22 protein-coding genes are annotated in these 25,225 nt (G+C 65.9%); 7 read left to right on the forward strand and 15 right to left on the reverse strand.

The features are described 5' to 3' along the window. Window positions 1–31 precede the first annotated feature (31 nt). Window positions 32–697, forward strand: coding sequence for a phosphatase PAP2 family protein (locus BN3385_RS04515; protein ID WP_059015423.1), 666 nt, complete (start codon window positions 32–34; stop codon window positions 695–697). Here BN3385_RS04515 and BN3385_RS04520 read toward each other — a convergent pair. After that, on the reverse strand, window positions 651–2,141 hold the full coding sequence (locus tag BN3385_RS04520) for a bifunctional phosphatase PAP2/diacylglycerol kinase family protein (protein WP_059015424.1): 1,491 nt from the start codon (window positions 2,139–2,141) through the stop codon (window positions 651–653). The genes BN3385_RS04515 and BN3385_RS04520 overlap by 47 nt on opposite strands. A 145-nt stretch (window positions 2,142–2,286) precedes the next feature. Here BN3385_RS04520 and BN3385_RS04525 point away from each other — a divergent pair, with 145 nt between their 5' ends. Beyond that, window positions 2,287–4,161: an alkaline phosphatase family protein gene (locus BN3385_RS04525; RefSeq protein ID WP_059015425.1), complete on the forward strand. Its 1,875-nt coding sequence runs from the start codon at window positions 2,287–2,289 to the stop codon at window positions 4,159–4,161. Here BN3385_RS04525 and BN3385_RS04530 read toward each other — a convergent pair whose 3' ends face one another. The 3 genes from BN3385_RS04530 to BN3385_RS04540 form a co-directional block, all read right to left on the reverse strand. Beyond that, complete coding sequence (locus BN3385_RS04530) at window positions 4,162–5,136, reverse strand: hypothetical protein (RefSeq protein ID WP_059015426.1); 975 nt, start codon at window positions 5,134–5,136, stop codon at window positions 4,162–4,164. Further along, window positions 5,133–5,795, reverse strand: a complete 663-nt coding sequence (locus BN3385_RS27995) for a DUF5631 domain-containing protein (protein ID WP_059015427.1) — start codon at window positions 5,793–5,795, stop codon at window positions 5,133–5,135. Before BN3385_RS27995 ends, BN3385_RS04530 begins: the two co-directional genes overlap by 4 nt. A 1,099-nt stretch (window positions 5,796–6,894) precedes the next feature. After that, the gene (locus BN3385_RS04540; protein WP_059015428.1) at window positions 6,895–7,329 is read right to left on the reverse strand and encodes a hypothetical protein; all 435 of its coding nucleotides are present in this window, start codon (window positions 7,327–7,329) and stop codon (window positions 6,895–6,897) included. Between the two features lie 475 nt (window positions 7,330–7,804). On the opposite strand from BN3385_RS04540, the gene BN3385_RS04545 reads away from it, so the two are divergent. Continuing rightward, complete coding sequence (locus tag BN3385_RS04545; protein ID WP_059015429.1) at window positions 7,805–8,467, forward strand: L,D-transpeptidase family protein; 663 nt, start codon at window positions 7,805–7,807, stop codon at window positions 8,465–8,467. Here the strand turns inward: BN3385_RS04545 and BN3385_RS04550 are convergent. Together BN3385_RS04550 and BN3385_RS04555 are read right to left on the reverse strand one after the other, a co-directional pair. Further along, window positions 8,460–8,939, reverse strand: coding sequence for a nuclear transport factor 2 family protein (locus BN3385_RS04550; RefSeq protein WP_059015430.1), 480 nt, complete (start codon window positions 8,937–8,939; stop codon window positions 8,460–8,462). The genes BN3385_RS04545 and BN3385_RS04550 overlap by 8 nt on opposite strands. Window positions 8,940–9,419: 480 nt before the next feature. Then, entirely contained in the window at window positions 9,420–10,016 is a 597-nt protein-coding gene (locus BN3385_RS04555; RefSeq protein ID WP_059015431.1) for a TetR/AcrR family transcriptional regulator, read from the reverse strand. A 40-nt stretch (window positions 10,017–10,056) separates the two neighbouring features. Here BN3385_RS04555 and BN3385_RS04560 point away from each other — a divergent pair, with 40 nt between their 5' ends. The 3 genes from BN3385_RS04560 to BN3385_RS04570 all read left to right on the forward strand — a co-directional run bounded on the left by BN3385_RS04560 (window position 10,057) and on the right by BN3385_RS04570 (window position 12,799). Then, window positions 10,057–11,292, forward strand: a complete 1,236-nt coding sequence (locus BN3385_RS04560; RefSeq protein ID WP_059015432.1) for a hypothetical protein — start codon at window positions 10,057–10,059, stop codon at window positions 11,290–11,292. 3 nt (window positions 11,293–11,295) lie between these two features. Beyond that, window positions 11,296–12,330 (forward strand): NAD(P)H-dependent amine dehydrogenase family protein, encoded by a 1,035-nt coding sequence (locus tag BN3385_RS04565; RefSeq protein ID WP_059015433.1) that lies wholly within the window; start codon window positions 11,296–11,298, stop codon window positions 12,328–12,330. 64 nt (window positions 12,331–12,394) lie between these two features. Next, window positions 12,395–12,799, forward strand: a complete 405-nt coding sequence (locus BN3385_RS04570) for an Rv0313 family protein (RefSeq protein WP_059015434.1) — start codon at window positions 12,395–12,397, stop codon at window positions 12,797–12,799. Here the strand turns inward: BN3385_RS04570 and BN3385_RS04575 are convergent. Further along, window positions 12,796–13,809 (reverse strand): alcohol dehydrogenase catalytic domain-containing protein, encoded by a 1,014-nt coding sequence (locus BN3385_RS04575; RefSeq protein ID WP_059015435.1) that lies wholly within the window; start codon window positions 13,807–13,809, stop codon window positions 12,796–12,798. The genes BN3385_RS04570 and BN3385_RS04575 overlap by 4 nt on opposite strands. A 115-nt stretch (window positions 13,810–13,924) precedes the next feature. Between BN3385_RS04575 and adhE the strand changes: the two genes are divergently transcribed. Beyond that, entirely contained in the window at window positions 13,925–16,513 is a 2,589-nt protein-coding gene (adhE, locus tag BN3385_RS04580) for a bifunctional acetaldehyde-CoA/alcohol dehydrogenase (RefSeq protein ID WP_502688038.1), read from the forward strand. A gap of 7 nt (window positions 16,514–16,520) precedes the next feature. Here the strand turns inward: adhE and poxB are convergent, their stop codons facing one another. From poxB to BN3385_RS04620, 8 genes are all read right to left on the reverse strand, one after another. Continuing rightward, the gene (gene poxB, locus BN3385_RS04585) at window positions 16,521–18,257 is read right to left on the reverse strand and encodes a ubiquinone-dependent pyruvate dehydrogenase (RefSeq protein ID WP_059015437.1); all 1,737 of its coding nucleotides are present in this window, start codon (window positions 18,255–18,257) and stop codon (window positions 16,521–16,523) included. A gap of 2 nt (window positions 18,258–18,259) precedes the next feature. After that, window positions 18,260–18,502 carry a hypothetical protein gene (locus tag BN3385_RS04590; protein WP_059015438.1) on the reverse strand — a complete coding sequence of 81 codons (243 nt, stop codon included), beginning with the start codon at window positions 18,500–18,502 and terminating at the stop codon, window positions 18,260–18,262. Window positions 18,503–18,555: 53 nt separating this feature from the next. Next, window positions 18,556–19,542 carry an ABC transporter ATP-binding protein gene (locus BN3385_RS04595; protein WP_059015439.1) on the reverse strand — a complete coding sequence of 329 codons (987 nt, stop codon included), beginning with the start codon at window positions 19,540–19,542 and terminating at the stop codon, window positions 18,556–18,558. Continuing rightward, window positions 19,539–20,528 carry an ABC transporter ATP-binding protein gene (locus BN3385_RS04600; protein WP_059015440.1) on the reverse strand — a complete coding sequence of 330 codons (990 nt, stop codon included), beginning with the start codon at window positions 20,526–20,528 and terminating at the stop codon, window positions 19,539–19,541. Before BN3385_RS04600 ends, BN3385_RS04595 begins: the two co-directional genes overlap by 4 nt. Continuing rightward, complete coding sequence (locus BN3385_RS04605) at window positions 20,525–21,487, reverse strand: ABC transporter permease (RefSeq protein ID WP_059015441.1); 963 nt, start codon at window positions 21,485–21,487, stop codon at window positions 20,525–20,527. The genes BN3385_RS04600 and BN3385_RS04605 overlap by 4 nt, the downstream gene beginning before the upstream one ends. A 2-nt stretch (window positions 21,488–21,489) precedes the next feature. Next, complete coding sequence (locus BN3385_RS04610; protein WP_059015442.1) at window positions 21,490–22,467, reverse strand: ABC transporter permease; 978 nt, start codon at window positions 22,465–22,467, stop codon at window positions 21,490–21,492. 8 nt (window positions 22,468–22,475) lie between these two features. Next, window positions 22,476–24,119, reverse strand: a complete 1,644-nt coding sequence (locus tag BN3385_RS04615; RefSeq protein ID WP_059015443.1) for an ABC transporter substrate-binding protein — start codon at window positions 24,117–24,119, stop codon at window positions 22,476–22,478. A 155-nt stretch (window positions 24,120–24,274) separates the two neighbouring features. Beyond that, window positions 24,275–25,183 carry a hypothetical protein gene (locus tag BN3385_RS04620; protein WP_059015444.1) on the reverse strand — a complete coding sequence of 303 codons (909 nt, stop codon included), beginning with the start codon at window positions 25,181–25,183 and terminating at the stop codon, window positions 24,275–24,277. Window positions 25,184–25,225: the final 42 nt, after the last annotated feature.

Here is a 25,225-nt window from a genome sequence, read left to right on the forward strand (position 1 = left end):
GGTTTTCCACTCTGGCATTACCCTCGCGGGGATGACGTCGAAAGAACGCTGGATCGCCGCGGCGGCGATCGTCGCGGCTACCCTCTACGCCGCGATGTGGATCGGCTACGTCCAGAACTGGGCATGGCTGGACGCCGCCGACACCGCGGCGCTGCGGTTGTTCTACGACTTCGGGGTGACCCGCCCGGGCTGGGTGTCGTTCTGGGATGCCTTCTGTACCGCGTTGGGGCCCAACGCTTTTCGCTTGATCGCGCTGGTGTTGATCGTGATCGCTGTGCTGCGGCGCAATATGCAGACCGCGCTGTTTCTGGTGCTCAGCGTGGGCCTGATGGGCTTGGTCACCGAGGTGGCCAAACGGATCGCCGGCCGCCCGCGGCCGAGCACGGCCCTGGCTGAGGCGGCGTCATCATCGTTCCCATCCGGACATGCGCTCGGCGTGATCGTAGGTGTGCTCGCCATCCTGACCGTGCTGTGGCCGTTGATGTCCCGCCTGCGCATCCCGTTGGCCGTGATCGGGGCGGCGTTGATCATCCTGATCGGGGTCGGACGGGTGGTGCTCAACGTCCACCACCCCTCCGACGTGGTCGCCGGGTGGGCGCTGGGCTTCCTGTACTACCTGCTGTGTATGCGGTTGATGCCGCCGCGGCCGCTCACGTCAGCGGCCGAAACACCGGCAGAGCTCGATACCGTGCGGTGAAGCTGGCCTTGTCGTAGGTGCTGCCCACCTCGCCGTCGCGAGCCACCGGGGTGGGGCCGTCGACGGCCTCGAAGGTGAACTCGGGCACCTGCATCTCGTGGTAGAGCGGGCTGCGTTCCAGCCGGCCCACCGCAAGTGCGCTCAAGATGCGGAGCTTGCTCAACCGGCGGCCGGTTTCCAGGATGCGCACGTCGATGAGCCCGTCGTCCATCCGGGTGCGGCGGGCCGGGGCGAATCCTGACGGCAGGTAGACCGAGTTGCCGAGGAAGAACAGTGAGGTCTCCAGGGTCTTGTTGTCGTAGCGGATGCGCACCGGTGTCTCGCTGCGCAGGGTGTGCAGCATCGCGTACAGCCCGGCCAGCGGTTTGCCGATCTTGTGCTCGAGCTTCTCGCGAGTGCGCACGAACCGCGGGTAGGCCCCGATGCTGGCGGTGTTGATCACCGTCTGGTCCTCGTTGAGGCACACCAGGTCCACGCACGACACGCTGCCGGTGCGGATCGCCGAGACGGTGCGCTCCACGGTGTCGCAGCCGATGTCCTTGGCGAAGTGGTTGAAGGTCCCGGCCGGGAACACCGCGAGCGGGAGTCCCTGATCGACGGCGACCGTCGCCGCACACGACACGGTGCCGTCGCCCCCGCCGACGGCGAGCACCTCGGCGCGCTGGGCGGCCTGGCGCAGCACCTCCTCGGGGGCGTCATCCTTGCCGAGTTCGACGATCTCGGCCTTCGGCAGCTTCTGACGGACCTCGTCGATCACTCGCGCGCCGGTGCCGCTCCCGGAGGCGGGGTTGACCACCAGCACCACCCCGTCGCCCTCGGGACGCTGCGGGGTGTCGACCACCAGCGGTTCGGTGGACGGCAGTTTGGCGGGCACGATGGGCGGCACCAGCCGTCCGCCGAGGACAGCGATGGCCGCCCCGATGCCGAAGCCGGCGAACACGTCGCCGGGATAGTGGGCGCCGGTGGCCACCCGGGACAGGCCGACCAGTCCGGCCAGCAGGGCCAGGCCCAGGCCCACCGGCGGGCTTTCCAGCCCGACGCCGACCGCGAACGCCGCCGCGCTGGCCGAATGCCCGGACGGCAGCGAGTTCGACGTCGGCATGCGCCGGGCCCGGCGCACCAGAGGTACCAGGGTCTTGTTCGGGCGGGCCCGCTTCCACACCCGCTTGGCCACCTGGTTGGTCACCAGGCTGGTGACCGCCAGGGTGGCCACTCCCCGGCTGGCACCGCGGCGTACCGAGGGTGACCCCGTCGCGGCCAGCCCCGCGGCGATACCCAGCCACAGCTTGGAGTGATCGGCTGCCCGGGTCAGGATCGGCATGGCCTTGTCCAGCAGCACGCTGGGTGATTCGGCGACGGCCTCGAACACCTCCCGGTCGAGGGTGCCCAGCCCGCTGGTGATCTGACGGATGCCCTGACCTTCAAGCACGCTTCGCGACCTCATCAATCCAACGTAGCCGGGACGCAGATCGACACGGTTGTCAATTTCGCCTCAGCTCCAAGGTTCGGGGTGTCCAATCGCAGGGGAAGGTCGGGCGGCGAAGGGACGTGCCATGAGTTGTGCCAGGTATATCGGTCGGGTCGGAGGTTTGGCGGTCGCTCTCGGCGTCGGGTTGGCGATCGCCACCGCAACCTCGGCGACGAGTAGTGCCGACACCGGCGCGTCGAGCACGCACGGAAGTTCGGGACGCAGCGGCGGGTCGGCGACGCACAAGTCCGCCAGTGCCTCGTCGCATCAGAGCATCACCAAGGCGTATGTGGCCGGCGGTGCTAGCCCCAGCCCGCAGGATCCTGCGACGCCGGCTCAGGCCCTGGCCGCGGCTGTCGCGGAGGTGGTGCGACGCGATGTCGGGCACAGTGCGCGCACGTCGCTCGCTGCCGTCCCGCAGGCGGCTGTGGTCACGACGCCGGCGCCCGTGCTCAGTAGCGGCAACCTGCTGATCAACTCGGGAGCCGAGGCGGGTGATCCGTCGCTGTCCGGATACAGCTCGGTGACCGTGCCAGGCTGGTCGGTGACGGGGACACCGACGGTGATCCAGTACGGCACGTTGCGGCGGCTGCCGGGCCTTTTCGGGACCGAGGGGCCGACGCTTCCTGCGTTCCTGAGCTTCCCGCAGACCGCCCCGACCGGGGGCGGTAACCAGTTCTTCGGCGGCGGGAACGTGGCCGACTCGTCGCTGACCCAGGTGGTCGACCTCAGCGGGGCCGCCACGGCCATCGACCATGTCGCCGACCCCAACGCCGCCGGGCTGGCGTTCGTGTTGAGTGCCCAACTGGGTGGCTATCTGATCGATCCGTCGCGGGCGTCGGTGAAGGTCAACTTCCTCGACGCCAACAAGGCCTACCTCGGCAGTGCCGACGTCGGACCCGTGACGGCCCTGGATCGCTGGTTCCAGACCGGACTCACCGAACGTGACACGACTGGCTACATCCCGGTGGGTACCCGCAGCGCGCAGGTGGTGGTGACGTTCAAGGACCTCAACCCGATTCTGGGCAACTACAACAACGCCTACGCCGACAACGTGTCGTTCAGCGTCGAGTCCACGGACGTCTCGCCCGGGACGCTGGCGGTACCCACCTCCAACGTCGGGCAGCTCGACCACATCTTCCTGGTGTACATGGAGAACCATTCGGTCAACGACATCATCGGAAGCCCGAACGCGCCCTACATCAACAGCCTGGTCAATGCCTACGGGTATGCGCAGAACTATTACGCGCTGACCCATCCGAGCATGCCGAACTACTGGCCCATCCTGGGCGGTTCGGACTTCGGGCTGAACTACAACTGCGCCGCGAAGTGCTTCCTGGAGCCCAACCTGGTCAGTCAGGACGGACTATCCTGGGCGGCCTACCAGGACGGCGGTGGCGGGTACAGCGATCCCAACGACCGCACCCCGTTCCTGGCGTTCACCGACATCTACAACGACCCGACGACGGCTGCGAAGATCCGCGACATCTCAGCGCTGCAAACCGATCTCAACGGCAACTACTCCGGGGTGGCTGCGTTCAACTGGCTCGCCGGTGATGAGGCCACCAACATGGAAGGTCCGATCAGCTCGCTGCCGGCGATTCTGCAATGGGCGGCAAGCCAACTCACCACGCATCAGTACAACGTCGCGGCGGGTGATCAGTTCATGCAGGAGCAGCTCTCCACGGTGTTCAGCTCGGATTTGTGGAATGACCCGAACACCAAGAGTGCGGTGTTCCTCACCTTCGACGAGGACTACAACAACATCTCGTGGGGGATCGGCAATGACGGCAATCACGTTGTGATGGTGGTGATTCCGTCGCCAGGAGCGCTGGCCAGCCCGTCGAACCCGGACGGGATGAAGGGCGGGGCGTTCATCGCCACCGACTACTACAACCACTACAGCCTGATGCGCACCATCGAGTTGTCTTTGGGGTTGAACCCCTTGAACAACAACGACACCTACGCCCAGCCGATGAACGAGTTCTGGGTGTAACTACTTCGCCGGGTTGTCGCTGGGCGGCTCGTCGGCCGGGGTGCTGTTGGGGACGACGATCCGCTTGGTGGCCACCGGCTTGCCGTCGACCTTCTTGACGACCTGAGGCGGCGCGGGCGGGGGCGTGGTGATGCGACCCTGCACGGGGGCGCCGTTCTTGATGGACGGCGCCGAAACTCGTTTGGTGGCCGCCTTGTCGTCCTTGTCGGCGCCGGCACCACCGTGCATGGCGCCGGGCGGAACCATCGGCATCCCGGACATTCCGCCGACCGGTGTTGATGTGGCGGCAGGTGGGGCCGGCGGTCGGGTTGCCATGACCGGCGCCGAGGACGGCGATGTGCCTGCGGAGGGAACGGGTGGTGGGCCGAGCATGGCGGTAGGCGACGTGCCGCCGATGCCACCGCCTCCGCCGCCAGCGGAACCACCACCGCCGGAGCCGAATTCGCCGGCGTCCGCGCCGTATTCATCAAGCGGAAGCTCGGACAGGCTGGCCTTGTCCAGCTCGGCGGCCGAACCGCCGGCCTGCTGCATCATGCCCATCCCGGCCTGCATGGCCTGTTGAGCGCCCTGTGCGATCTGCTGGGGGATCTGGGCCAGCGGTTGCAGGGCGCCGCCCATGGCCCCGGCGAGCGCGCCGGCGATGCCGGAGGCCATCTGCGGCAGCTGCTGGGCCATCTGCGAGGCATCACCTTGGGCGGCAACGCCTTTCATCTCCGCCGAGGCGGCTTCGTCCTGGGCGGGGAACTTGGCAGCCGCCTCGGCGGTCTTGGCGTCACGCTTGGCGTGCTCTTCGATGCTGTCGGCGTTGTCCTTTGGGTCGCCGAGGTTGGCGGCCAGGCCCAGGACGCGGAGCAGCTGCTCGATCGGGGTGGCGCCGGTGACCAGCGGATCGGAGGCGATCGGCGGCGGTGGCACGTTCATGCCGTTGGCTTGCAGGTAGTGGCCCGCGCTCGCGGCGAGCTGGCCTTCGCTCATCGGCGTTCCTCCCCTCGGACGGCCATGTTCAACGCCTGGAACCAGGCGAAGTGGTAGTTCGCGCTGGTCTTTTCGCCCTTGATGAGGGCGTCGATGGTGGCCAGCAACTGCCAGTTGCCGACCTTAGCGGGGTCGACGTTGTCGGGGTAGTCACCCAGAACCTGCTGGGCGACGGTGGTGAGGTGTTCGTGCAGCAGGTCGACTTCGGAGTCCAGGTAGCCGGTGCCAGTCGAGGCGGCTTTAGCCAGGGTGTGGGCCAGTCGGGGGAGGCCGTCACGCCACTTGGTGGCCTGAGCCAGTTCCCAGCCGAGGTCCTCGACGTCGGGGGTCTGGCGGGCGCGGATAGACATCGAGACTGGTTCGGGATCTTCGGCTTTGGGGATGAACTGGCCGGGGGTGTAGGCGGCGGTGAGCGTGGTCTCGCCGAGTAGGGCGGCGAGGTTGGCGCGCCGGTGCGCGGGTGTGGGCAGGCGCAGGCCGGTGGGGATCTCGATGTGCGGGGGGATCCAGCCGCTGGCGAGGTCGGTGGCCAGGGTGGTGCTGCCGTCGTCGCGGTCGCCGATGGCCCAGCGCAGTTTGGGTTCCTGACGGGCGACGGCGTCGAGGAGTCGGTGCAGGCGCTGCTGGGCTTGGGTCTGGGCGGCGCTGGCCCCGGCCATGGCGCCGGTTGCGGTTGCAGCGACGGCGTTTTCGGTGAGCCCGGCCGGCGAGGGTGCGGCAAGCGGGGCCGGTTGTTGACGGACGACGGCGGGCTGGGCCAGTGAGCTGGCGCTGTTGGGGCTGACGGGAGCGGAGCCGGGCGCGGCCGGTGGGGTGGGGGTTGGGCGATCTGCACACCTGTAGGCGTACTAACCGCGTTGGGAGGTACTAGAGGCAGGCCTGCAGTACCTGCGGTTGAAGCCCCCGGGCTTGTGGCCGGAGGTGCCGCCTGAGGAGGAGACATTGGAACTCGGCTTTGCCCGGCTGCAAAGATGCCTTGCCCGTCGGGTGGACTCGTTGCAGGCGAGGGCGCAATCGTCGCTGCATCTGGTTGTCCCGGGGTAAACAGCGTTTGCGGGCTGCTGTTGGGGGTGGATACGGGCTTCGGTTGTCCGTTACTGAACAGGTCCGTTGCTTTGTCGGGAACTGCGGATCCCTTTGATGAACTGTCCAGCATTGATGTCACCTGTTGGCGAATCGAATCTTCACTCGGTGATCCGAATGCCCGTTGCAGATCAACTCCGTTGAGATCTGCGAATTTGTATGCGGATACTCCAGGTTGTTCCCTGTCGAGGACCTTCTGAATCTCACCGGCTACGTTGCCGCTGTGTGCTGCTGCCTTCGCGTTCGCTTGAGTTTGTGCGTCAACTACAACCTTCACGATTTCGGACACCTTCTCCGGGAAGGTTTCTGAAGATGCCAGGATTCGCTGAATCTCTTTGTTTCCTGACCTTGCGATGTCCTCGAGATCTGAGCGAAGGCATGTGACTGACTTGCATGCCGCTTCATACGAGACCGACTTACTTGCGTTCTTCTCTGCAATCTCTCGTGAAAGATGCACGCCGCGGTCGAATATCTCTTTCGTACGGTCTGCCGTCACACCCTCTTGGTCTGACAGGACACTGTTGCGAACGCTGTCCAACGCTGAACCGTAAGCTTCGTAGCCTTGGCTGATCGACGCCCTGGTGGATGCTGCCAAATTGGTGACAGATACTGCTGCGCCACTCGGCCATTGATGGCCAACAAGAAGCTGTGACCAGCTGCCTTCGGGTATATCAATCAAGTGCAGGCCTCCGAGATCGCCTTCGCATTCGTCTCTGCATCTTGGTAGATCTCGTCGAGCTTCTCTTGACTCGTCTCCCCCAGTTGGTCGACAGCAATCGTCATGTATGTGCTCGACAGTTGTCGGAGCTTCTCAGCGAGATCGCTTGCCAAAGCAGGGTTTTGATTTAGTGCCGCATCGATGTAGCTGCCTGCAGTCAAGACGGCCAGCCGGGTGTTTACTCCGGCAATAAGGACCTCGGTTGGGTTTGTGCCTCCGCGCTTACTGTTGCTAACCAACATGTCGTGCGCATTGGTGAACGCATCACATGCTGCCTTCTTTGCGTCTGCAACTTCCTGCTCGCTGTATGTCTTGGCGGCCGGAGCCTCAGGCTTGGGAGCTGGCTTGAACCAGGCGCCGATTCCCACCGCGATGGCGATAACCGCGAGCACGATTGCGACGATCGTCGGGATCCTGGACGCTGCACCGGGCCCGGGCGGTGGTCCCTGCGGCGGCCAGGGTGCAGGTGCGGCGGGCCCGGGTCCGTACGGTGCTTGCGACATGTTCGCGATCGTATCCCTTGTGTTTGCCAGAGCGCTATTCACTCGTCGGCGCGAACGGGGTACAAGTTAGACGTATTGCCAGTTCAAGCTATCCGCCGCCGCCGATACTCGGAATCTGGCAGCTACGCTTCGCCCCGTCGAGTGCGATAGCCGCTCGCGGCTCAGGGTCGGCCTCACAAAGGTTCTCCAAAACGCGGTATCACCGGTGATACCGCGTTTTTGATCTTCCACCACCCACACAGAGGCGAGCGGACGGCCGACCCCGGCGCCAACCCCAGATAAGCGGCCAGTTCAAGACCGCGAGACCCAACCGTGGCCCAACCTTGACTTGACCCCACAGAAACCGCACAGGGACCATGAAGCGATGCGGCGGGTTCTGCTTTCGATGACGGCTGTCTTCAGCGCGGCGGTCCTCGCCCTCACCTCGGCACCGCCGAGCCACGCCGAAGCGCCGTGGTTCCAGGCCAACGTCGGTAACGCCACCCAGGTGCTCTCCGTCGTCAGCACCGGCGGTGCCACCGCCAAGATCGACGTCTGGCAGCGCGGCGCCGCCGGCTGGGAGCCCGTCGGCACCGGCATCCCCGCGCACGTCGGCGCCAACGGCATGACCCCGCAATCCCACGACGGCGAAATGAAGACGCCGATGGGCATCTTCACCCTCGACTTCGCCTTCGGCACCCAGCCCAACCCGGGCGGCGGCCTGCAGTACGTGCAGGTGACCCCGGACTATTGGTGGGACGGCGACATGAAGAGCCCCACCTACAACACCATGCAGATCTGCAAGAAGGCCGACTGCCCGTTCAACACCAACCCCAGCAGCGGCACCGAGAACCTCTACATCCCGCAGTACGCGCACGCCATCGTCATGGGCGTGAACAAGGCCCGCATCCCCGGCAACGGTGGCGCGTTCTTTGTCCACACCACCGACGGCGGACCGACGGCGGGCTGCGTGTCCCTGGACGACGACACGTTGGTCAAGATCATCCGCTGGCTACAGCCCGGCGCCCTGATCGCCGTCGCTAAGTAGTCGCGACAGCCTTACCCGGCGTCGCTTTGAAGTTCATGTTCTCCGTCGACTGCGTCACCTCGTAGGTGCGGTCGTATCCGGTCTTGCTGATCTTCCAGCCGTCGGCCGTCTTGCGGTAGCGGTCCCGGTAGAACCCGGCCCCCATCAGCATGAAGTTGTACTCCGGCACGATGACCCGGTCCTGCAGGTACCAGATGGCCTCGGCCTCGTCACCGTCGACGGTGATCTCCGGGTGGGTCACCCGGTGCTCGGTCAGCACGCCCGCGGGCATCGACTTACGCATGAACTCCACCAGTTCGGTGCGGTTGGTGAAGTGGTGCTCCTCGCCCAACGACGAGCCATAGTCCCCGATGATGTCCTCGGTCAGGGTGTCGGCGAAATCGTCCCAGTGCTTGGTGTCCAGCGCCCGCATGTAGCGGTACTTAACCTGCTTGATTGCCTCGATCGCTTCCGCATCAGCCATGCCGGTCATTGCAGCACAACGAAGCGCTCGACCGATAGAGATGTCTCAACGGACGAAGCCGGCGACCCCTGGGGGGATTCGCCGGCTTCGGATCACGAATTGGGTCAGCGGTGAGTGTTCTCGTACCGCTGAGCGATGGCAACGAGTTCATCGCGAACCGTTGACGGGGGCATCGCATTGATACGTGCGTGCAGACGCCGACGGTTGATGGCCCGCTTCATGTCACTGCGAAAACGCGCGAGCGACGACATTCTTCTCAACTCCTCTTTGTGCCCCTGGGTCCGCAGGAGCGTTGTTTGCTGCTGGCGTTCGCCTAACCGGGATCGCCAGCTAGGGGAACGGCTCGATGGTCCTTGTTAATTCCGTGTAAATCAACTTTGGCCGTGTGACTTTGGTGACATCACGGCGATGACCAGCGGGACTGTCCAACCCCCTGTGACGGCCGACACCCCGCTCCCCGGAGCCGGTAATGAGATTCGCTGAAGCGGCTCAGCGGTCCTGAAGGTAGCGGGTCACCATCTCCACGAGCAGCCGACGCTCGCGCTCCCACTCCAGATGCGAGTTGACGATCATCTCCACCAGCACCATCCCGCGCAGCGCCGACCAGATCACCTCGGCCACGCCCTGGTCGTCACAGATGAGCCGGCCGAGCTGATTGACCGCATCGTTGATCTCCAGCAGATGCCGCCGTGCGCTCTGGCCGTGGCTGCCCCGCATGGCCCGCAGGATCTCGAACGCTGCCAGCGATGTGGGGCTGCTGTAGCAGCGGAAGGCGGTGTCGACGACGAGCTCGATGCGCTCCCGCAGGTCGAGATCGCCGACCTCGGCGGCCGAGAGTTCCTCGACCAGCCGGGCCACACCCTCGTCGACCACCGCCATCAGCAGGCCGTTGCGGTCGCCGAAGTGGTACTGAATGACACCCCAGGTGACCCCGGCCCGCTCGGCGACGTGCTTGGCGGTGGCAGCCTGAAAGCCCTCTTCGACCACGCAGCGCACGGTTTCGTCGATGATCAGCGCGCGGGTGTCGTCCCCTCGCTTGCGCGGCGCAAGGGTCTGCCGCGTAGGAGGCGTCCCGAGTGCTTTCACATTGTTGACTTTATAACATTGAGCCGATTATGTTTCGCGTGTGAGCGAATCGCACAGCCGCTATGCCCAGCTGACCCGCGCCGAACTGGCCGTTCTGGTCCCCGAACTCCTGCTGATCGGCCAGCTCATCGACCGGTCCGGAATGGCGTGGTGCATCCAGTCCTTCGGCCGCCCCGAGATGCTGCAGATCGCGATCGAGGAATGGGCAGGCTCGAGTCCGCTCTACACCAAGCGCATGCAGAAGGCGCTGAAGTACGAGGGCATCGACATCATCACCATCTTCAAGGGCCTGCAACTCGACATCGGCGCCCCGCCGCAATTCATGGACTTCCGCTACACCGTCCACGACCGTTGGAACGGCGAGTTTCACCTGGACCACTGCGGCGCGCTGCTCGACGTCGAGCCGATGGGGCCCGACTACGTCAAAGGCATGTGCCACGACATCGAAGACCCCACCTTCGACGCCACCGCGGTCGCCACCAACCCCAAGGCTCAGGTCCGCCCGATCCACCGTCCGCCGCGCACCCCGGCCGATCGGCACCCGCACTGCGCATGGACCGTCATCATCGACGAGTCCTATCCGGATGCCGTCAGCATCCCCGCACTCGACATCGTGGCCCAAAGTAAAGCTGCCACATGGGAACTCGGTCCCATCGACCCGAACGACGAAGGTCAGGCCGACTACTCCGGGCCGCTGCTGTCTGACATCGACTTCACCGCGTTCTCCCATTCGGCACTGGTCCGCATCGCCGACGAGGTGGTGCTGCAGATGCACCTGCTGAACCTGTCGTTCGGCATCGCGGTGCGCGCCCGCGCCGGGGACAACGCCGATCTGGCCACCCAGATCTGCACCAAGCAGCTCATCGGTATCGCCGGTGTGGCCTCCGAGCGTATTCAGCGGGCCCTCAAGCTGCCCAACGACTTTGACGGCCTGTCCAAGGTGCTCGAGCTGCACCCGCTGCTCAACCCGGCCGGCTACGTCGTCGCCGAAGTCGAAGGCGGACGGCTGCACGTGCATCCGTCTCCGGCGCACCAGGACGGCGCGTGGATCGCGTTGTGCTCCCCGGCATCCGTTGAGCCGCTGCAAGCCATCGCGACAGCCATCGACCCGCATATCGCAGTGCGCATCACCGGCACCGCCGACGACTGGACTGCCGAGTTCGAAAAGTCCGACACCGCAGCCAAAGTGGCACCGGAGGTCGAGGTCACCAAGTTCAGCGGCGGTGCGACGTTCGAGTTCGAGGAACGCCGTTCGCTTCCTCTGACGGTCGTCTAGCCGATGACGTACCGCGTGGTGCAATGGGGCACCGGAGCGGTGGGGGTGGAGGCGATCCGCGGCATCCTCGATCACCCCGACCTGGAACTGGTCGGCGTGAAGGTCTACACCGACGACAAGGTCGGACGCGATGCCGGTGAGCTGGCGGGCATCAACCCCCTCGGCATCGCTGCCGTCAAGGATGTCGACACCACCGGGGTCGACGCGGTGCTCTACGCGCCGCGCCACCCCACCGTCGACGAGGCCGCCGCGATCCTGGCCTCGGGCGCCAACCTGATCACCACGGCGTTCGCTTTTCACCCTGCCCGGATGGCGCCCGCCGACCGCGACCGCCTGCAGCGGGCGTGCACCGCGGGCAACAGCTCACTGCACGGCACCGGCCTGAACCCCGGCAACCTCGGCGCGATCATCCCCATCGCGCTGTCGGGTATGTCGCGGCGCATCGAGCACATCAAGATCCAGGAGCGCGCTGACTGGTCGGTGTACGACAGCGTGGAGATCACCTTCGATCAGATGCGCTTCGGCAGCCCCCTCGACGAGGTCACCACCGAGACTGCGGGCCCGAAGTTCACCAGTGAGCTTTTCCAGCAACAGGTTTGGCTACTCGGGGACGCACTCGGCCTCGGTGTCGACGAGGTCGTCACCGAACTCGAAGTGATCCCCGCCAGCGTCGACCGCGATATCTGCGGACGCACCCTGCCTGCCGGCACCGTCGCCGGTCAGCACTGGCAGTGGATCGGCCGGCGCGACGGCACCCCCGTCGTCGAGGTCGAAACCCTCTGGACCGTTGGCGAACCCCAACCCAAGCATTGGCCCAGCCCGCAGCACGGCTGGACGGTCACCATCGAGGGCACGCCGTCGATGCAGGCGCACCTGATGACCTTGGCCAGCTTCCGCCGCGACGTGCCACTCGATGAGCATGTCCGTTCGGCCAGCGTGGCCACCGCGATGCAGGCGGTCAACGCAGTGCCCGCGGTCTGCGCTGCCCCGGCTGGTTTCGTCACCATGGCTGACCTGCCGTTACGCCTGTTCGGCTGAGGTTTCGCTGCTCGCGAACGAACGCTTCTCGACGGCGCAGCAAACTGCGCGCACACTGTCAGGTATGGAGAACAACGGACCGTTCGGGTTCGACCCCGACGACATCGATCGCGTGATGCGCGAGGCGGGTGAGGGCCTGCGTGACGTCGTCGAGCGATTCAGCAGGTTCATGAACACCCCGGGCGAAGCCGCCGGCTTCGGCATGATCTTCGACGAGTTCACCCGCCGCTCCCGGCCCCGGACGCAGCCGGAGACCGCGGGCGAGGCCGGCGACGGAGTGTGGGCCATCTACATCTCCGATGCCGACGGCAAGGCGCACGTCGAGCAGGTTTACAAGACCGAACTCGACGCGCTGCGCGCCAACAAGCACAACACCGACCCCACCCGCAGCGTCCGGTTCCTGCCCTACGGCATCGACGTCAGCGTGCTCGACGCCGCCCCGGAGCAGCCCGAGCCGACCGAGGACTAGGTCGTCAGCACCATGCGGTAGCGGGCGCGGCCGGTGTCCATCGCCTCGTAGGCCTCGGCAGCCTGCTCCAACCCGACTTCCTCGATGCGGGCCCGCACCCCGGACAGCAACGCGAAATGCATGGTGTCCTCGATGTCGGCCGCCGTGCCCGACGGGTGGCCGACCACGCTGAGGTTGCCGAAGATCAGATCCCCCGGCGAGATCGGCAGTTCCCCGGGTGAGGCGCCGATGATCACCAGTTCTCCCTGCGGCGCCAACCCGCCCACCGTCGCGGCCATCGCCGCCGAGTTCGCGGCGGTGGCCAGTACCACCTGAGCACCACCGAGCGCCTGCAGCGCCTCGGCGACATCACCGGCGGTCGAATCGATGTAGTGGTGGGCGCCGAGTTCCTGTGCGTCAGCGGACTTCTCGGAGCCGCGAGCGATCGCGATCGTCTCAAAACCCATCGCCCGCGCCCACTGCACCCCGAGGTGCCCGAGCCCGCCGATGCCGAGCACGGCCACCCGGTCTCCGGCCACCGCACGGGTGCGTCGCAGCGCGTTATACGTGGTCACCCCCGCGCAGCCCATCGGGGCCGCTTCGGCGAAGGACAGCCCGTCGGGGATCCGGGCCAGCGCGGTGGCCGGGGTGGTCACCGACTCGGCGTACCCACCCGGGTAGTGCCAGCTGGGGATCTGACCGTTGACGCACTGCATGAACTGTCCCTTGCGACACGGCAGGCAGTGGTTGCAGTTACCGCCGAACCAGCCGACCGCCACCCGGTCGCCCACTGCGAACCCCTCCACGCCCTCACCAAGCTCGGCGATGGTGCCGGCGATCTCATGGCCGGGGGTGACGGGCCAGCTCAGGTTGGGGAAGCCGCCGTTGACGAAGGCGTGGTCGGTGCCGCAGACGCCGCACGCGTTGACCGCGATCCGGACGTGGCCGGGGCCGGGGGAGGTGGTGTCGACGTCGACGAGTTCCAGCGGTTGGCCGGCGGACGTCACGTGCACTGCGCGGTGGGTGGGCATCGATCCTCGCTTCTTCTGGGTCTAGTCAACTGAACTCAGCATATAGAGGTCTTTTATCCCTATCTACCCCGATCGCGGCGAACTTACGATCCCCCCATCTGGGAGGGGCATGTTCATGACCGGAACACTGAACGCAACACAACTTCAGACCGACTCCATCCGCACGGCTGAGATCGACGCGATCGTCGACACCGCCGCGCAGGCCGCCCGCGATTTCCGCGCACTCGACCAGGAGCAGGTCGACGCCATCGTCGAAGCGATGGTGCGTGCCGGTGTTCGCGCCGCGGGCGAGTTGGCCGCCCTGGCTCTCGAGGAGACCGGGTTCGGCGTCTTCGAGGACAAGGTCGTCAAGAACTACGTGGCCACCGAGTTCCTGCATGACTATCTGCGGGACAAGAAGTCGGTGGGCGTCGTCGACGAGGACGTCGAGCACAACATCGTCTACGTGGCCGAACCGATCGGTGTCGTCCTGGCGATCACCCCGGTCACCAACCCGACCTCCACGGTGCTGTTCAAGGCGATCGTGGCGGCCAAGACCCGCAACGCCGTGCTGTTCCGGCCCTCGCCCTATGCGGTGCGCTGTTGTGAACGCGCAGTGGCGATCCTGCGTGAGGCCGCTGAGGCGGCGGGCATGCCACCCGGTGCGCTGCAGGTGATCCCCGACGCCGCCCACGAGGTGACGCACTACCTGTTCAAACATCCGAAAGTCGACTTCATCTGGGTGACGGGCGGGCCGCGCATCGTCGCGCTGGCCAACCAGGCCGGCAAGCCGGCGCTGAGTGTGGGACCGGGCAACGCCCCGATCTACATCCACCGCACCGCCGACGTCCGCGGCGCCGTCGTCGACATCCTGATCTCGAAAACCTTTGATTCCTCGGTCATTTGCCCTGCCGAGCAGACCTGCATCATCGACGACCAGATCTACGACCCGATGATCGCCGAGTTCCAGAAGATGGGCGCCTACCTGCTGAGCCCCGACGAGGCGGCCAAGATCGCCGACTTCGCGTTCGGCTGCGGCGACAAGGTGGCCATGGATGCCGTCGGGCAGAAGGCGCCGGAGTTGGCCAGCCGCGCCGGATTCAGCGTGCCGCCTACGACGAAGATCCTGCTGGCTCCGCTGCCCTCGGATATCGACGAGCTGGCCGCCCACCCGCTGGTGGCCGAAAAGTTGATGCCGGTGCTCGGTGTGGTGCGGGCCCGCTCCGAGCAGCACGCCATCGACGTCGCCGTGCTGGTGACCGAGCACGGGGGACTGGGCCATACCTCGGCCATCTACGCCACCGACCAGTCGGTGATCGACGCCTACAGCATGGCGGTGCGCACCGGCCGGATTCTGGTCAATGCGCCGACGGCCGTTGGTGCACTCGGCGGGGTGTACAACAACCTGACGCCGACGTTCTCGCTGGGCTGCGGAACGTGGGGCGGGTCGAGCACCACCGAGAACGTGAACTACCGCCAGCTGCTCAACATCAAGACCGTGTCGCAGCGGCGCACCCCGCCGCAGTGGTTCCGGGTGCCGTCCAACACCTACTTCAACGCCGGAGCGCTGGACAATCTGCGCGAACTCGACTGTGAGACAGCCGTTATCGTGACCGATGCGCTCTCCGACGAGCGCGGCGTGACCGACATTCTGCGCAGCAAGCTGCGTACCCGCCACGTCCAGGTGTTCGCCGAGGTGACTCCCGAGCCCGACGAGTCGACGATCCGGCGCGGGGTGGCGCTGCTGGAGCGGGTTCAGCCCGACGTCCTGATCGCCGTCGGCGGCGGGTCGGTGCTGGACGCCGGTAAGGCCATGCGGTTGTTCTACGAGCATCCGGAGAAGACGCTCGACGAGCTCACGATGCCGTTCCTGGATCCGCGCAAGCGTGTCGCCGACTATCCGACCGACCGCCATCGGCTCCAATTGGTCGCCGTACCAACCACATCGGGGACCGGATCGGAAGTATCGCCAGCCGCGGTGCTGACCGTGGGCGGCAGGAAGCAGACGCTGGTCGACTACAGCCTGGTCCCGGAGATGGCGATCGTCGACCCGATGCTGACGTCCTCGATGCCGGCCTCGCTCACCGCCGACACCGGTGTGGATGCTCTGACCCACGCGCTGGAGGCGGCAGTGTCGATCTTCGCCTCGCCGTACACCGATGCTTTGTGTGCACAGGCAGCGCGATTGATCTTCGACGCCTTGCCGCGCGCCTACGCCGACCCCGACGACCTCGAGGCCCGCACTGCGATGTCGAATGCGGCGACCCTGGCCGGGCTGGCATTCTCGAATGCGTTTGTGGGCACCAACCATGCGCTGGCGCACGCCACCGGTGCGGCCTTCGACATACCGCACGGCCGGGCCAACGGTATCTTCCTGCCGCACGTGCTGCGCTACAACGCCGGGCTGCCCAGTAAGTTCATGCCGGCCCCGGGATACTCGGCGTACGTCGCGCCGGAAAAGTACGCCCAGATCGGCTCACTGATCTTTGGCGGGCACACCCCTGAGGACAGTCGAGCCCGGTTGTTCGCCGGTGTGGACCAGCTTCTCGATGAGCTGCACATGCCGCGGTCGCTACGCGAATTCGGGGTCGGCGAAGCGGAATTCACCGAGGCGCTGCCCGCGCTGGCGATGACCGCGTTCGAAGACCTGAGCAATCGCACCAACCCGCGCATGCCGCTGGTCAGCGAGATCACCGACCTGCTGCGGCAGGGGTACGACGGCTGAGCGGTGCTCAGTCCAGGATGCGGCGCGCGACGTTGGTGCTCACCAGGTCCAGCAGCTCGTCGCCGCGGCCGGCGAGGATCGTGCGGATCGCGTAGAGCGTGAATCCCTTCGCCTGCTCGGCGGTGATGGCCGGCGGGATGGTCAACTCCTCGCGCGACACCACGACGTCGATCAAGGCCGGCCCCGGGTGCGCCAACGCGTCGGCCACCGCCTGCTCCAGATCGCCCGGCTGCTCGACGCGGCGGCCGAAGATGCCGATCGCCTGCGCGACCGCGCCGAAGTCCGGGTTCTTCAGATCGGTACCGAAATTCACCACACCGGCGGACTTCATCTCCAGCTCGACGAAGTTCAGCGACGAGTTGTTGAACACGACGACCTTCACGGGCAGGTTGTTCTGCACCAGGGTCAGCAGTTCGCCGAACATCATCGCCAGCCCACCGTCACCGGCCAGGGCGATCACCTGACGATCCGGGAACGCGGTCTGGGCGCCGACGGCGTGCGTCAACGCGCAGGCCATGGTGCCGTGGGTGAACGAGCCACTGAGCCGGCGTTTGCCGTTCATCGTCAGGTACCGGGCGGCCCAGATCGTCGGCGAGCCCACGTCGAAGGTGAAGACGGTGTCATCATCGGCCAGCCGGTTCACCACGCCCGCAACGTATTCCGGGCGGATCGGGGTGCGGTCACGGTCGTTGACCGCCAGCGCGTCCAGCGATTTGCGGGTGCGCTGGTAGTGATGCAGCGCGCGGTCCAGGTGGGTGCGGTCGCCCTTGGGTGACAGCAGCGGCAGCAGCGCCGCGATGGTGTCCTTCACGTCGCCGACCAGACCGAGGTCCACCGCCGTGCGCCGGCCCAGGTGACTACCGCGCAGGTCCACCTGGATCACGGTGGCGCCCTCGGGATAGAACTGCGAGTAGGGGAAGTCGGTACCGAGCATCAGAAGCACGTCGGCTTCTTTGATGGCCTTGTATCCCGAGGCGAACCCGAGCAGCCCGGTCATCCCCACATCGAAGGGGTTGTCGTACTCGATGTGCTCCTTGCCGCGGAATGCATGCACGATGGGCGATTTCACCGTGTCGGCCAGCTGGATCAGCTCGTCGTGTGCACCGGCGGTGCCGGCACCGCCCAGGATCGTCACCCGCGACCCGGCATTGATCAGGGCAGCGGCGCGGCGCAGGGATTCGTCATCGGGGCGCAGCACCGACCGGGTGGGCAGCACCGGGCGGATGTTCCACTCCCGTTCCGGCAGCCGGGCGGAGAAGACTTCACCGGGGATCACCAAGACCGCGACGCCATTCTCCTCGACCGCGGTCCGCATCGCGATCTCGACCAGCCGCTGCGCCATCTCCGGGGTGCTCACCAGCTCGCAGTAGACGCTGCACTCGCGGAAGAGTTCCTGCGGGTGGGTTTCCTGGAAGTAGCCGGTGCCGACCTCGTTCAGGGGGATGTGCGCGGCGATGGCCAGCACCGGAACCCGGGTCCGCTGGGCGTCGTAGAGACCGTTGATCAGGTGGGTGTTGCCGGGCCCGCAGCTACCGGCGCAGACGGCCAACTGCCCGGTGAGCGCCGCGTCGGCGGTGGCCGCGAAGGCAGCGGTCTCCTCGTGACGGACGTGTTCCCAGGTGATCTCACCGGAGCGGCGGATGGCATCGGTGAAGCCGTTGAGGCTGTCACCGGGCAAGCCGTAGACGCGGCGGACATCGCTGGCGATCAGGGTCGAAAGGAGGTGTTGCGCAACAGTTGGCACGCCTACACAGTACGGGTGAAAACACCCGTCGCGCTTGGCGGTTCGCTGAGAACATCCTCATCGCGGCCATCGGCGGCGAAACACAGCAGACTCGACACGAAGGCCCCGATGGTGACGGCCGCCGCGGTCCCTGACGGACCGGCGCCAACACCACCCAACGAACTCATGAACACGGCGAATCCAATGATCGCCGTGAGGTTGAGTAGTAGCCCCACCGTCCGCAGGATCTCCCCGGCACCGTCCATGGCAGTACCAATACCCACGACGTCGGCGGGTTAATCGTCGCTCGGTACCGACATCACGAGGTGCGTGGGTGGTGGCAGGCCACCACGTGACTGTCGCCGTGCGCGGTCAGGGCCGGCTCCTCGGTGCGGCAGATGTCGGTGGCAGACACGCAGCGGGTGTGGAACCGGCAGCCCGGCGGCGGGTCGATCGGGCTGGGCACATCACCTTCCAGCGTGATGCGCTCCCGGTCGAGATTCTTGCGCGGGTCGGGGATCGGCACCGCCGACAGCAGGGCGTTGGTGTACGGGTGCAGTGGACTGTCGTAGAGGCCGTCGGAGTCGGAGTTCTCCACGACCTTGCCCAGATACATCACCGCGACGCGGTCCGAGACGTGCCGCACCACCCCCAGGTCGTGGGCAACGAACAGGTAGGACAGCCCGAACTCCTCCTGCAGTTCCTCGAGCAGGTTGATGATCTGGGCCTGCACCGAGACGTCGAGTGCCGATACCGGCTCGTCGGCGATGATCAGCTTGGGCTGTAGCGCCAACGCCCGTGCGATGCCGATGCGCTGGCGCTGCCCGCCGGAGAACTCGTGCGGATAGCGGTTGTAGTGCTCGGCCTGCAGCCCGACCCGGTCGAGCAGGTCCTGGACCCGCCGCTTGAGTTCGGCGCCGCTGGCCAGTCCGTGCAGTTCCAGCGGATCGCCGATGATCTGACCGACCCGCTTGCGTGGGTTCAGCGACGCGAACGGATCCTGGAAGATCATCTGCATCTCGCGGCGCAGCGGCCGCAGCGCGCGCCGCGACAGGCCCACCAGTTCCTGGCCGTCGAACCGGACCGACCCCGATGTGGGTGCCACCAATTGCAGGATGGCCCGGCACAACGTCGACTTGCCGCAGCCGGATTCGCCGACCAGACCTAGGGTTTCGCCTTCGTGCAGGGTGAAGCTGACGCCGTCGACGGCATGCACCCGCGCCACTTCGCGGTCTACCACGATGCCGGACTTGATCGGGAAGTGCACGACGAGGTCGGTGACCTCCAGCAGCGGATCGCCTTTCATCGGCTCGCCACCTTCTCCTCAGCGGGCAGCCAGCAGCGGTCCAGATGGCCGGGGCCACCGCCGCGAACCTCCAGAGTTGGTGGCTGCGTGCAGGCTTCGAAGGCGTACGTGCAGCGGGCAGCGAAGCGGCAGCCGGTCGGCGGGTTCAGCAGCGACGGCGGCTGACCGGGAATCTGCGGCAGCCGTTCGGGTCGCGCTTCGTCGAGACGCGCGATCGATCCGAGCAGTCCCCAGGTGTAGGGATGCTGCGGGTTGTAGAAGATCTCGTGGAGCGGCCCGTCCTCGACGATCTGCCCGCCGTACATCACCACCACCCGGTCGGCCAGTTCGGCAACGACGCCCAGATCGTGGGTGATGAGCACCACCGACAGGTTGCGTTCGGCGTTGAGCTTCTCCAGCAGACGCAGGATCTGCGCTTGGATGGTGACGTCGAGGGCGGTGGTGGGTTCATCGGCGATCAGCACTTCGGGATCCAGCGCCAGTGCCATCGCGATCATCACCCGCTGGCGCATACCGCCGGAGAACTCGTGCGGGTAATCACACACCCGGCGTTCGGGATTGGGGATGCCCACGGAGCGCAGTAGGTCCACGGCCTGGGTCAGCGCCTCAGCCTTGGACACGTCGCGATGGGCCCGGATCATCTCGGCGATCTGGTCACCCACCCGGTAGACCGGGTTGAGCGAGGTCATCGGATCCTGGAACACCATCGCGATGTGTTCGCCACGCACACCGCGGAATTCGTCGTCGGACAGCGTCACCAGATCGCGGCCGTCGAACGTCACCGATCCGGTGATCTTCGAGTTCGGGGCACGGGTCAGACCGATCAGCGTCTGCGCCGTCACACTCTTGCCGCTGCCGGATTCGCCGACGATCGCGACGACTTCGCCCGGGGAGACCTCGAAGGACACCCCGTCGACCGCACGGACCACGCCGTCGTCGGTGCGGAAGCTGACCTGAAGGTCGCGCACAGTCAGGATCGGGCTCATACCGGCGCCGCCTCACCGAGCCGGATCCGCGGATCCAGCACCGCATAGAGGATGTCAACGATCGTGTTGAACAGCACGATGAAGAACGCACCGAACATCGTCACCGCCATCAGCGGCGGCAGGTCCAGCTTGCCGATCGCCTGCCCGGCATACAGGCCCACACCGTTGATGTTGAACACCGTCTCGGTCAGGATCGCTCCGCCGCCCACCACGGCACCGAAGTCCAGGCCGAACAGCGTGACGATCGGGATCATGGAGTTGCGCAGCACGTGCCGGATCCGGACCTGCCGTTCGCTGATGCCCTTGGCGCGGGCGGTCCGCACATAGTCCTCGTTCATCGCGTCGAGCATGTTGGACCGCAACACCCGGCTGTAGAAGCCGACATAGAGCACCGCCAGCGTGACCCACGGCAGGATCAGGTGATACGCCCACTGCAGCGGATCCTCGGTCAGCGGAACGTAACTGCCCGTCGGGAAGATCTGGGTCTTGAAGCTGAAGAAGTACAGCAGGATCGCCGCCAGCCAGAACACCGGCATCGAGATGCCGACCAGCGCCAGGATGGTCAGCGCCCGGTCGGTGAAGCGGCCGGCGTACACAGCGCTCAGGTAGCCGAACCAGATCGCCAGCGCCATCCACAGCACCGCGGCGCCGATGGTCAGCGACAACGTGGCGGGCAGACCGTCCCAGATCTGTTCGGCCACATTCTGACTGCTGGCATACGAGGTGAGTTCGCCGGTGAAGATCTGCTTCATCATCGTGAGGTATTGCACTGGCAGCGGCTTGTCGAGGCCGAGGTCGGCGCTGACCCGGGCGATCAGCGCGGGGTTGGCGTTCTTTCCCGCGATGCGCGCCGCCGGATCGGAATTGGGGATGACGTTGAAGATCAGGAACACGATGACCGAGATCGCGAACAGCACCGCGATCATGCCGATGAGCCTTCGGGCGACGAACCGAAGCATGGCTAGTGCTCCAACCGGATCTTGGCGCGCGGATCGAGCGCGTCACGCAGGCCGTCACCGAACACGTTGAGCGACAACACCGTCAGCACGATCATCAGACCGGGAACGATCGTCAGATGCGGTGCGGTGTAGATCGTCTGATAGCCGTCGGCGATCATCGTGCCCCAGGACGCGTTGGGTGGCCGCACGCCGGCGCCCAGGAACGACAGCGCCGACTCCAGCAGCATGTTGTTGGCGATGTTGAGGGTGAAGAACACGATGATGGTCGAGATGATGTTCGGCAGCAGCTCGGAGATCATGATGCGGACCGGTCCCTTGCCCTGGGCCACGGCGGCTTCCACGAACTCCTTCTCCCGCAGCGCGAGGATCTCGCCGCGGACCGGTCGGGCCATGTACGGCACATACACCAGACCGATGATCAGGATCGGAATCCACAGCGAGTCACCGGCAACCACCAGGCCACCGATCTTGAACCCGCCCAGGGCCAATGTGGTGCCCAGCGCGATACCGAGCAGCAGCACCGGGAACGCCCACACCACGTCGAGGATTCGGGACAGCACGGAGTCGATCCAGCCGCGGTAGTACCCCGACAGCATGCCGATGATCACCGCGAAGACGGTGGTGATCACCGCGGCCATCACGCCGATGTAGATCGAGGTGCGTCCGCCGTACATCAACCGCACCATGACATCCCGGCCGTTCTGGTCGGCGCCGAGCAGGTAGCGACCGCGCAGTCCGGGCCCCAGTGGTGTGCCGTCCGGGGAGACGACGTAGGTCTCCTGGCCGTCGATCAGGATCTTGTCGGTGATGTGGTTCTGGTTGGGTCCGGTGTGCGCGACGTGGTCGGCCCACAGCGGGGCGGCCAATGAGAACAGCACCAGCAGGATGAACAGCACGCCGAAGGCCAAGGCGACCTTGTTGTGCCGCAATCGTTCCCATGCCAGATGCCAGGGACTGCGCCCCTGGACTTCTGTGACCATGGTGTCGGCTACTTCAACGCGAAGGAGGTGTAGTCCTGGTTGAACAGCAGATGTCGATATGACTTGTCGAAGTCCATCCGCTCCGACAGGAACGTCGTGTACTGCTCATTGCCGTACGGCGCCCACACCGCCTGCTCCATGTAGGCCTTGTCCAGCTCGGCGTACTGCTTGCGGACGTCGTCGGTGAGCTGTTTGGTCAGCAGTTCGTTCTGCTTGGCGTCGAGCTCGGGGATGTTGACCCGGGAGAAGTTGTTGCTGTTGGTGGGCAGGATGTTCTCGCCGTTGAGCAGCGGACGGAAGAAGTCATCCGGGTGTGGGAAGTCCTGGAACCAGTCGGAGAACCCGGTGTCCAGATCCGGTGTCGACTCGTTGCCGATGGTCTGGAAGTAGGTGTCGCCGGAGATGACCTTCAGGGTGGCATTGAAGCCGAGCTGGGTCAGCAGGTCGTGGTAGTACTCGCCGATCCGCTTGCGGTCCGGCTCGTCATCGGTCCAGACGGTGATGTCCTTGTCGGCCGGGTTCGCCTCGGCAAGAAGGGCTTTGGCCTTGTTCATGTCCGGTCCCGGGTACAGCTTGTACTCGTCGTAGCCGGGCATGCCGGGCGGCAGGATCTGCTGGGTGGCATGCAGGCGGCCGCCGAACACCCGGTTGAGGGCCTCGGGGTCGATCGCGTAGTTGATGGCCTGGCGCACCTTCAGATCGTTGAACGGTGCCTTCTGGGTGTTCATCCAGAAGTAGTAGGTGTTGATCGAGTCCTCGAGCCGGAATCGGCTGGCGTACTTGGCCTTGATCTCCGGCAGCCGGTCGGCGTCGGGCGGATCGGTCATGTAGTCGATCTGGTTCTGCTGAACGCCGGTGACCTGAGCGGAGTTGTTCTTGTTCTGGGTGACGATGATCTTGTCGACCTGGGCGTCAGCCACCTCGGTGGCGCCGGCATCCTTGACCGTCTTGAACTCCGGATTGCGTTCCAGGGTCAGGGTGTTCGGCGCGTCGACCTTGGTGATCACGAACGGGCCGCTGGACGGCGGCGGGTTGTTGGTGGCGTCCTTGTCCAGCGGGGTGTTCTGCGGGATCGGGGCGGCGAACATCAGGCCGAGGAGGTTGTTGAACGTGCCGTTGGGCTTGTCCAACTGGATCGTGATGTCGCCGGTGGCGTCATCGGTCTTGATACCGGAAATGGTGTCGGCCTTACCGTCGGCGAAATCCTTTGCGCCGACGATGCCTTCGTAGAACACCGAGCCGCCGGAGTCGGCTTTGAAGAGCCGCTTGATCGCGTAGGTGAAGTCCGAGGCCTTGATCGGGGTGCCGTCGGAGTACTTCATGTTCGGCCGCAGGGTCAGCTTGTAGGTCAGGCCGTCGGCCGAGATTTCCGGCATGGCCTTGGCCAGGCCGGGCACCACATCCGTACCGGGATCACCCTTCTGGTGCTTGTAGGTCAGCAGCGGGGTGTAGGTGTTCCACAGCACCTCCCACCCTTCCAGGGTGTACGACAGCTGCGGGTCGACGTAGTCGGGGAAGGACGTCATCGTGACGTTGATATCGCCGCCCTTGGCACCCCCGCCGCCACCCTTGTCGCCCCCACAGGCAGCGACTCCGAAGGTCGCCACCGCGGTGATGCTGACGATGGTGATGGCGTTCCGCAGCTTGCTCATACCGCTCCTCAGTCTGCTCGCGTGACGTGCGAACCCCGTCAAGGCTTAGGACACTCTGCCGCAATCCTTAGATCTTGGGGGCAGAACTGCTGAGCTGCATCCTGAAGCGTCACAGATGCTGCGACGCTGGCCGGTCGGTAGTGCCGGTCGGGCTGCTACACCAGCGCCGATGCCGCCGAGGTCGGGTAGGCCGGAGGTGTGGTGGTGGACAGCGGCAGGCCCGACTCAGCGCGGTTGTGCAGCAACTGGAACGGATCCAGGATGTCCCACGCGGTGGTGATGGCCCACGTCTGCAGATCCAGTGCCTGCTGTTCCAGGTTCACCAGATCGGCGATCTCGTTGTAGCCGTAGTACAGGATGGCCACCGGCTCGATCGTCACGATCAGGTTGTTGATGATGCGCTGGGTGGCCGACTTGTCGCCGGACAGTGCGGCCTGCAGGTTCGCGCCGATATTGGAGAACGGCACCACGATGTTGACCCACGGGATCATCTGCGTCAGCCGGTAGCCGCCCTCGAAGATCTCCCGCGGGACCGGCTTGAAGAAGTCCGGGAAGATGTTGACGACGGCCTGCTCCAGGTCCCAGATGGGCCCGGGCATGTCGTTGGGTGCGGGCTCCGGCGGCATCGGGCGCAGCGGGTTCGGGCTCCACGGCACCGACACGGTGTCCGACGCCGTGGGGGTCGACGAGTCGGTGGTGGCGGCAGCGGCGGCCGCAGCACTGCGGGCGCTGGAGCCGGTCGACAGGGTGGTGAGCCGGTTCACCCGGGCGGCTTGCACGGTCGAGGCCTTGGACGTCGCGACGCTCGCCGCGGCGGGCACCGTGCTCACGTTGTTGGTGGCGTCGGTCGAGGTGCTGCCCAGCGTCGAGCGTGGCCGGGTGTGGGCCGTGGTGCCGGTGGCAGCCTTCTTCGGTCCGGCGTCGGCCTGCGAGGTGCTGGCGGTCGAATCCGACCGGCCGCTGTCCGCGGCGGCGGTGCCCTGACCAGCGGCGGCGATCGCCGCACCGACACCTACCGCGACGGCCACGCCACCGACATAGCCGACGTACCTGCTGCTACCCATTGTTGCTGACCCCTTCGTCGATCAAAGGGCATCGTAAGGGGT

The organism is Mycobacterium sp. M26 (assembly GCF_001494595.1).
Taxonomy (GTDB): Bacteria; Actinomycetota; Actinomycetes; order Mycobacteriales; family Mycobacteriaceae; genus Mycobacterium.

Excerpts from the sequence above, each read along its gene's own strand:
- BN3385_RS04515 (WP_059015423.1), top strand. The coding sequence starts at position 32 with ATGACGTCGAAAGAACGCTGGATCGCCGCGGCGGCGATCGTCGCGGCT.
- BN3385_RS04520 (WP_059015424.1), bottom strand. The coding sequence starts at position 2,141 with ATGAGGTCGCGAAGCGTGCTTGAAGGTCAGGGCATCCGTCAGATCACC.
- BN3385_RS04530 (WP_059015426.1), bottom strand. The coding sequence starts at position 5,136 with ATGAGCGAAGGCCAGCTCGCCGCGAGCGCGGGCCACTACCTGCAAGCC.
- BN3385_RS27995 (WP_059015427.1), bottom strand. The coding sequence starts at position 5,795 with ATGGCCGGGGCCAGCGCCGCCCAGACCCAAGCCCAGCAGCGCCTGCAC.
- BN3385_RS04545 (WP_059015429.1), top strand. The coding sequence starts at position 7,805 with ATGCGGCGGGTTCTGCTTTCGATGACGGCTGTCTTCAGCGCGGCGGTC.
- BN3385_RS04550 (WP_059015430.1), bottom strand. The coding sequence starts at position 8,939 with ATGACCGGCATGGCTGATGCGGAAGCGATCGAGGCAATCAAGCAGGTT.
- BN3385_RS04565 (WP_059015433.1), top strand. The coding sequence starts at position 11,296 with ATGACGTACCGCGTGGTGCAATGGGGCACCGGAGCGGTGGGGGTGGAG.
- BN3385_RS04570 (WP_059015434.1), top strand. The coding sequence starts at position 12,395 with ATGGAGAACAACGGACCGTTCGGGTTCGACCCCGACGACATCGATCGC.
- BN3385_RS04575 (WP_059015435.1), bottom strand. The coding sequence starts at position 13,809 with ATGCCCACCCACCGCGCAGTGCACGTGACGTCCGCCGGCCAACCGCTG.
- adhE (WP_502688038.1), top strand. The coding sequence starts at position 13,925 with ATGACCGGAACACTGAACGCAACACAACTTCAGACCGACTCCATCCGC.
- BN3385_RS04590 (WP_059015438.1), bottom strand. The coding sequence starts at position 18,502 with ATGGACGGTGCCGGGGAGATCCTGCGGACGGTGGGGCTACTACTCAAC.
- BN3385_RS04595 (WP_059015439.1), bottom strand. The coding sequence starts at position 19,542 with ATGAAAGGCGATCCGCTGCTGGAGGTCACCGACCTCGTCGTGCACTTC.
- BN3385_RS04600 (WP_059015440.1), bottom strand. The coding sequence starts at position 20,528 with ATGAGCCCGATCCTGACTGTGCGCGACCTTCAGGTCAGCTTCCGCACC.
- BN3385_RS04605 (WP_059015441.1), bottom strand. The coding sequence starts at position 21,487 with ATGCTTCGGTTCGTCGCCCGAAGGCTCATCGGCATGATCGCGGTGCTG.
- BN3385_RS04610 (WP_059015442.1), bottom strand. The coding sequence starts at position 22,467 with ATGGTCACAGAAGTCCAGGGGCGCAGTCCCTGGCATCTGGCATGGGAA.
- BN3385_RS04615 (WP_059015443.1), bottom strand. The coding sequence starts at position 24,119 with ATGAGCAAGCTGCGGAACGCCATCACCATCGTCAGCATCACCGCGGTG.
- BN3385_RS04620 (WP_059015444.1), bottom strand. The coding sequence starts at position 25,183 with ATGGGTAGCAGCAGGTACGTCGGCTATGTCGGTGGCGTGGCCGTCGCG.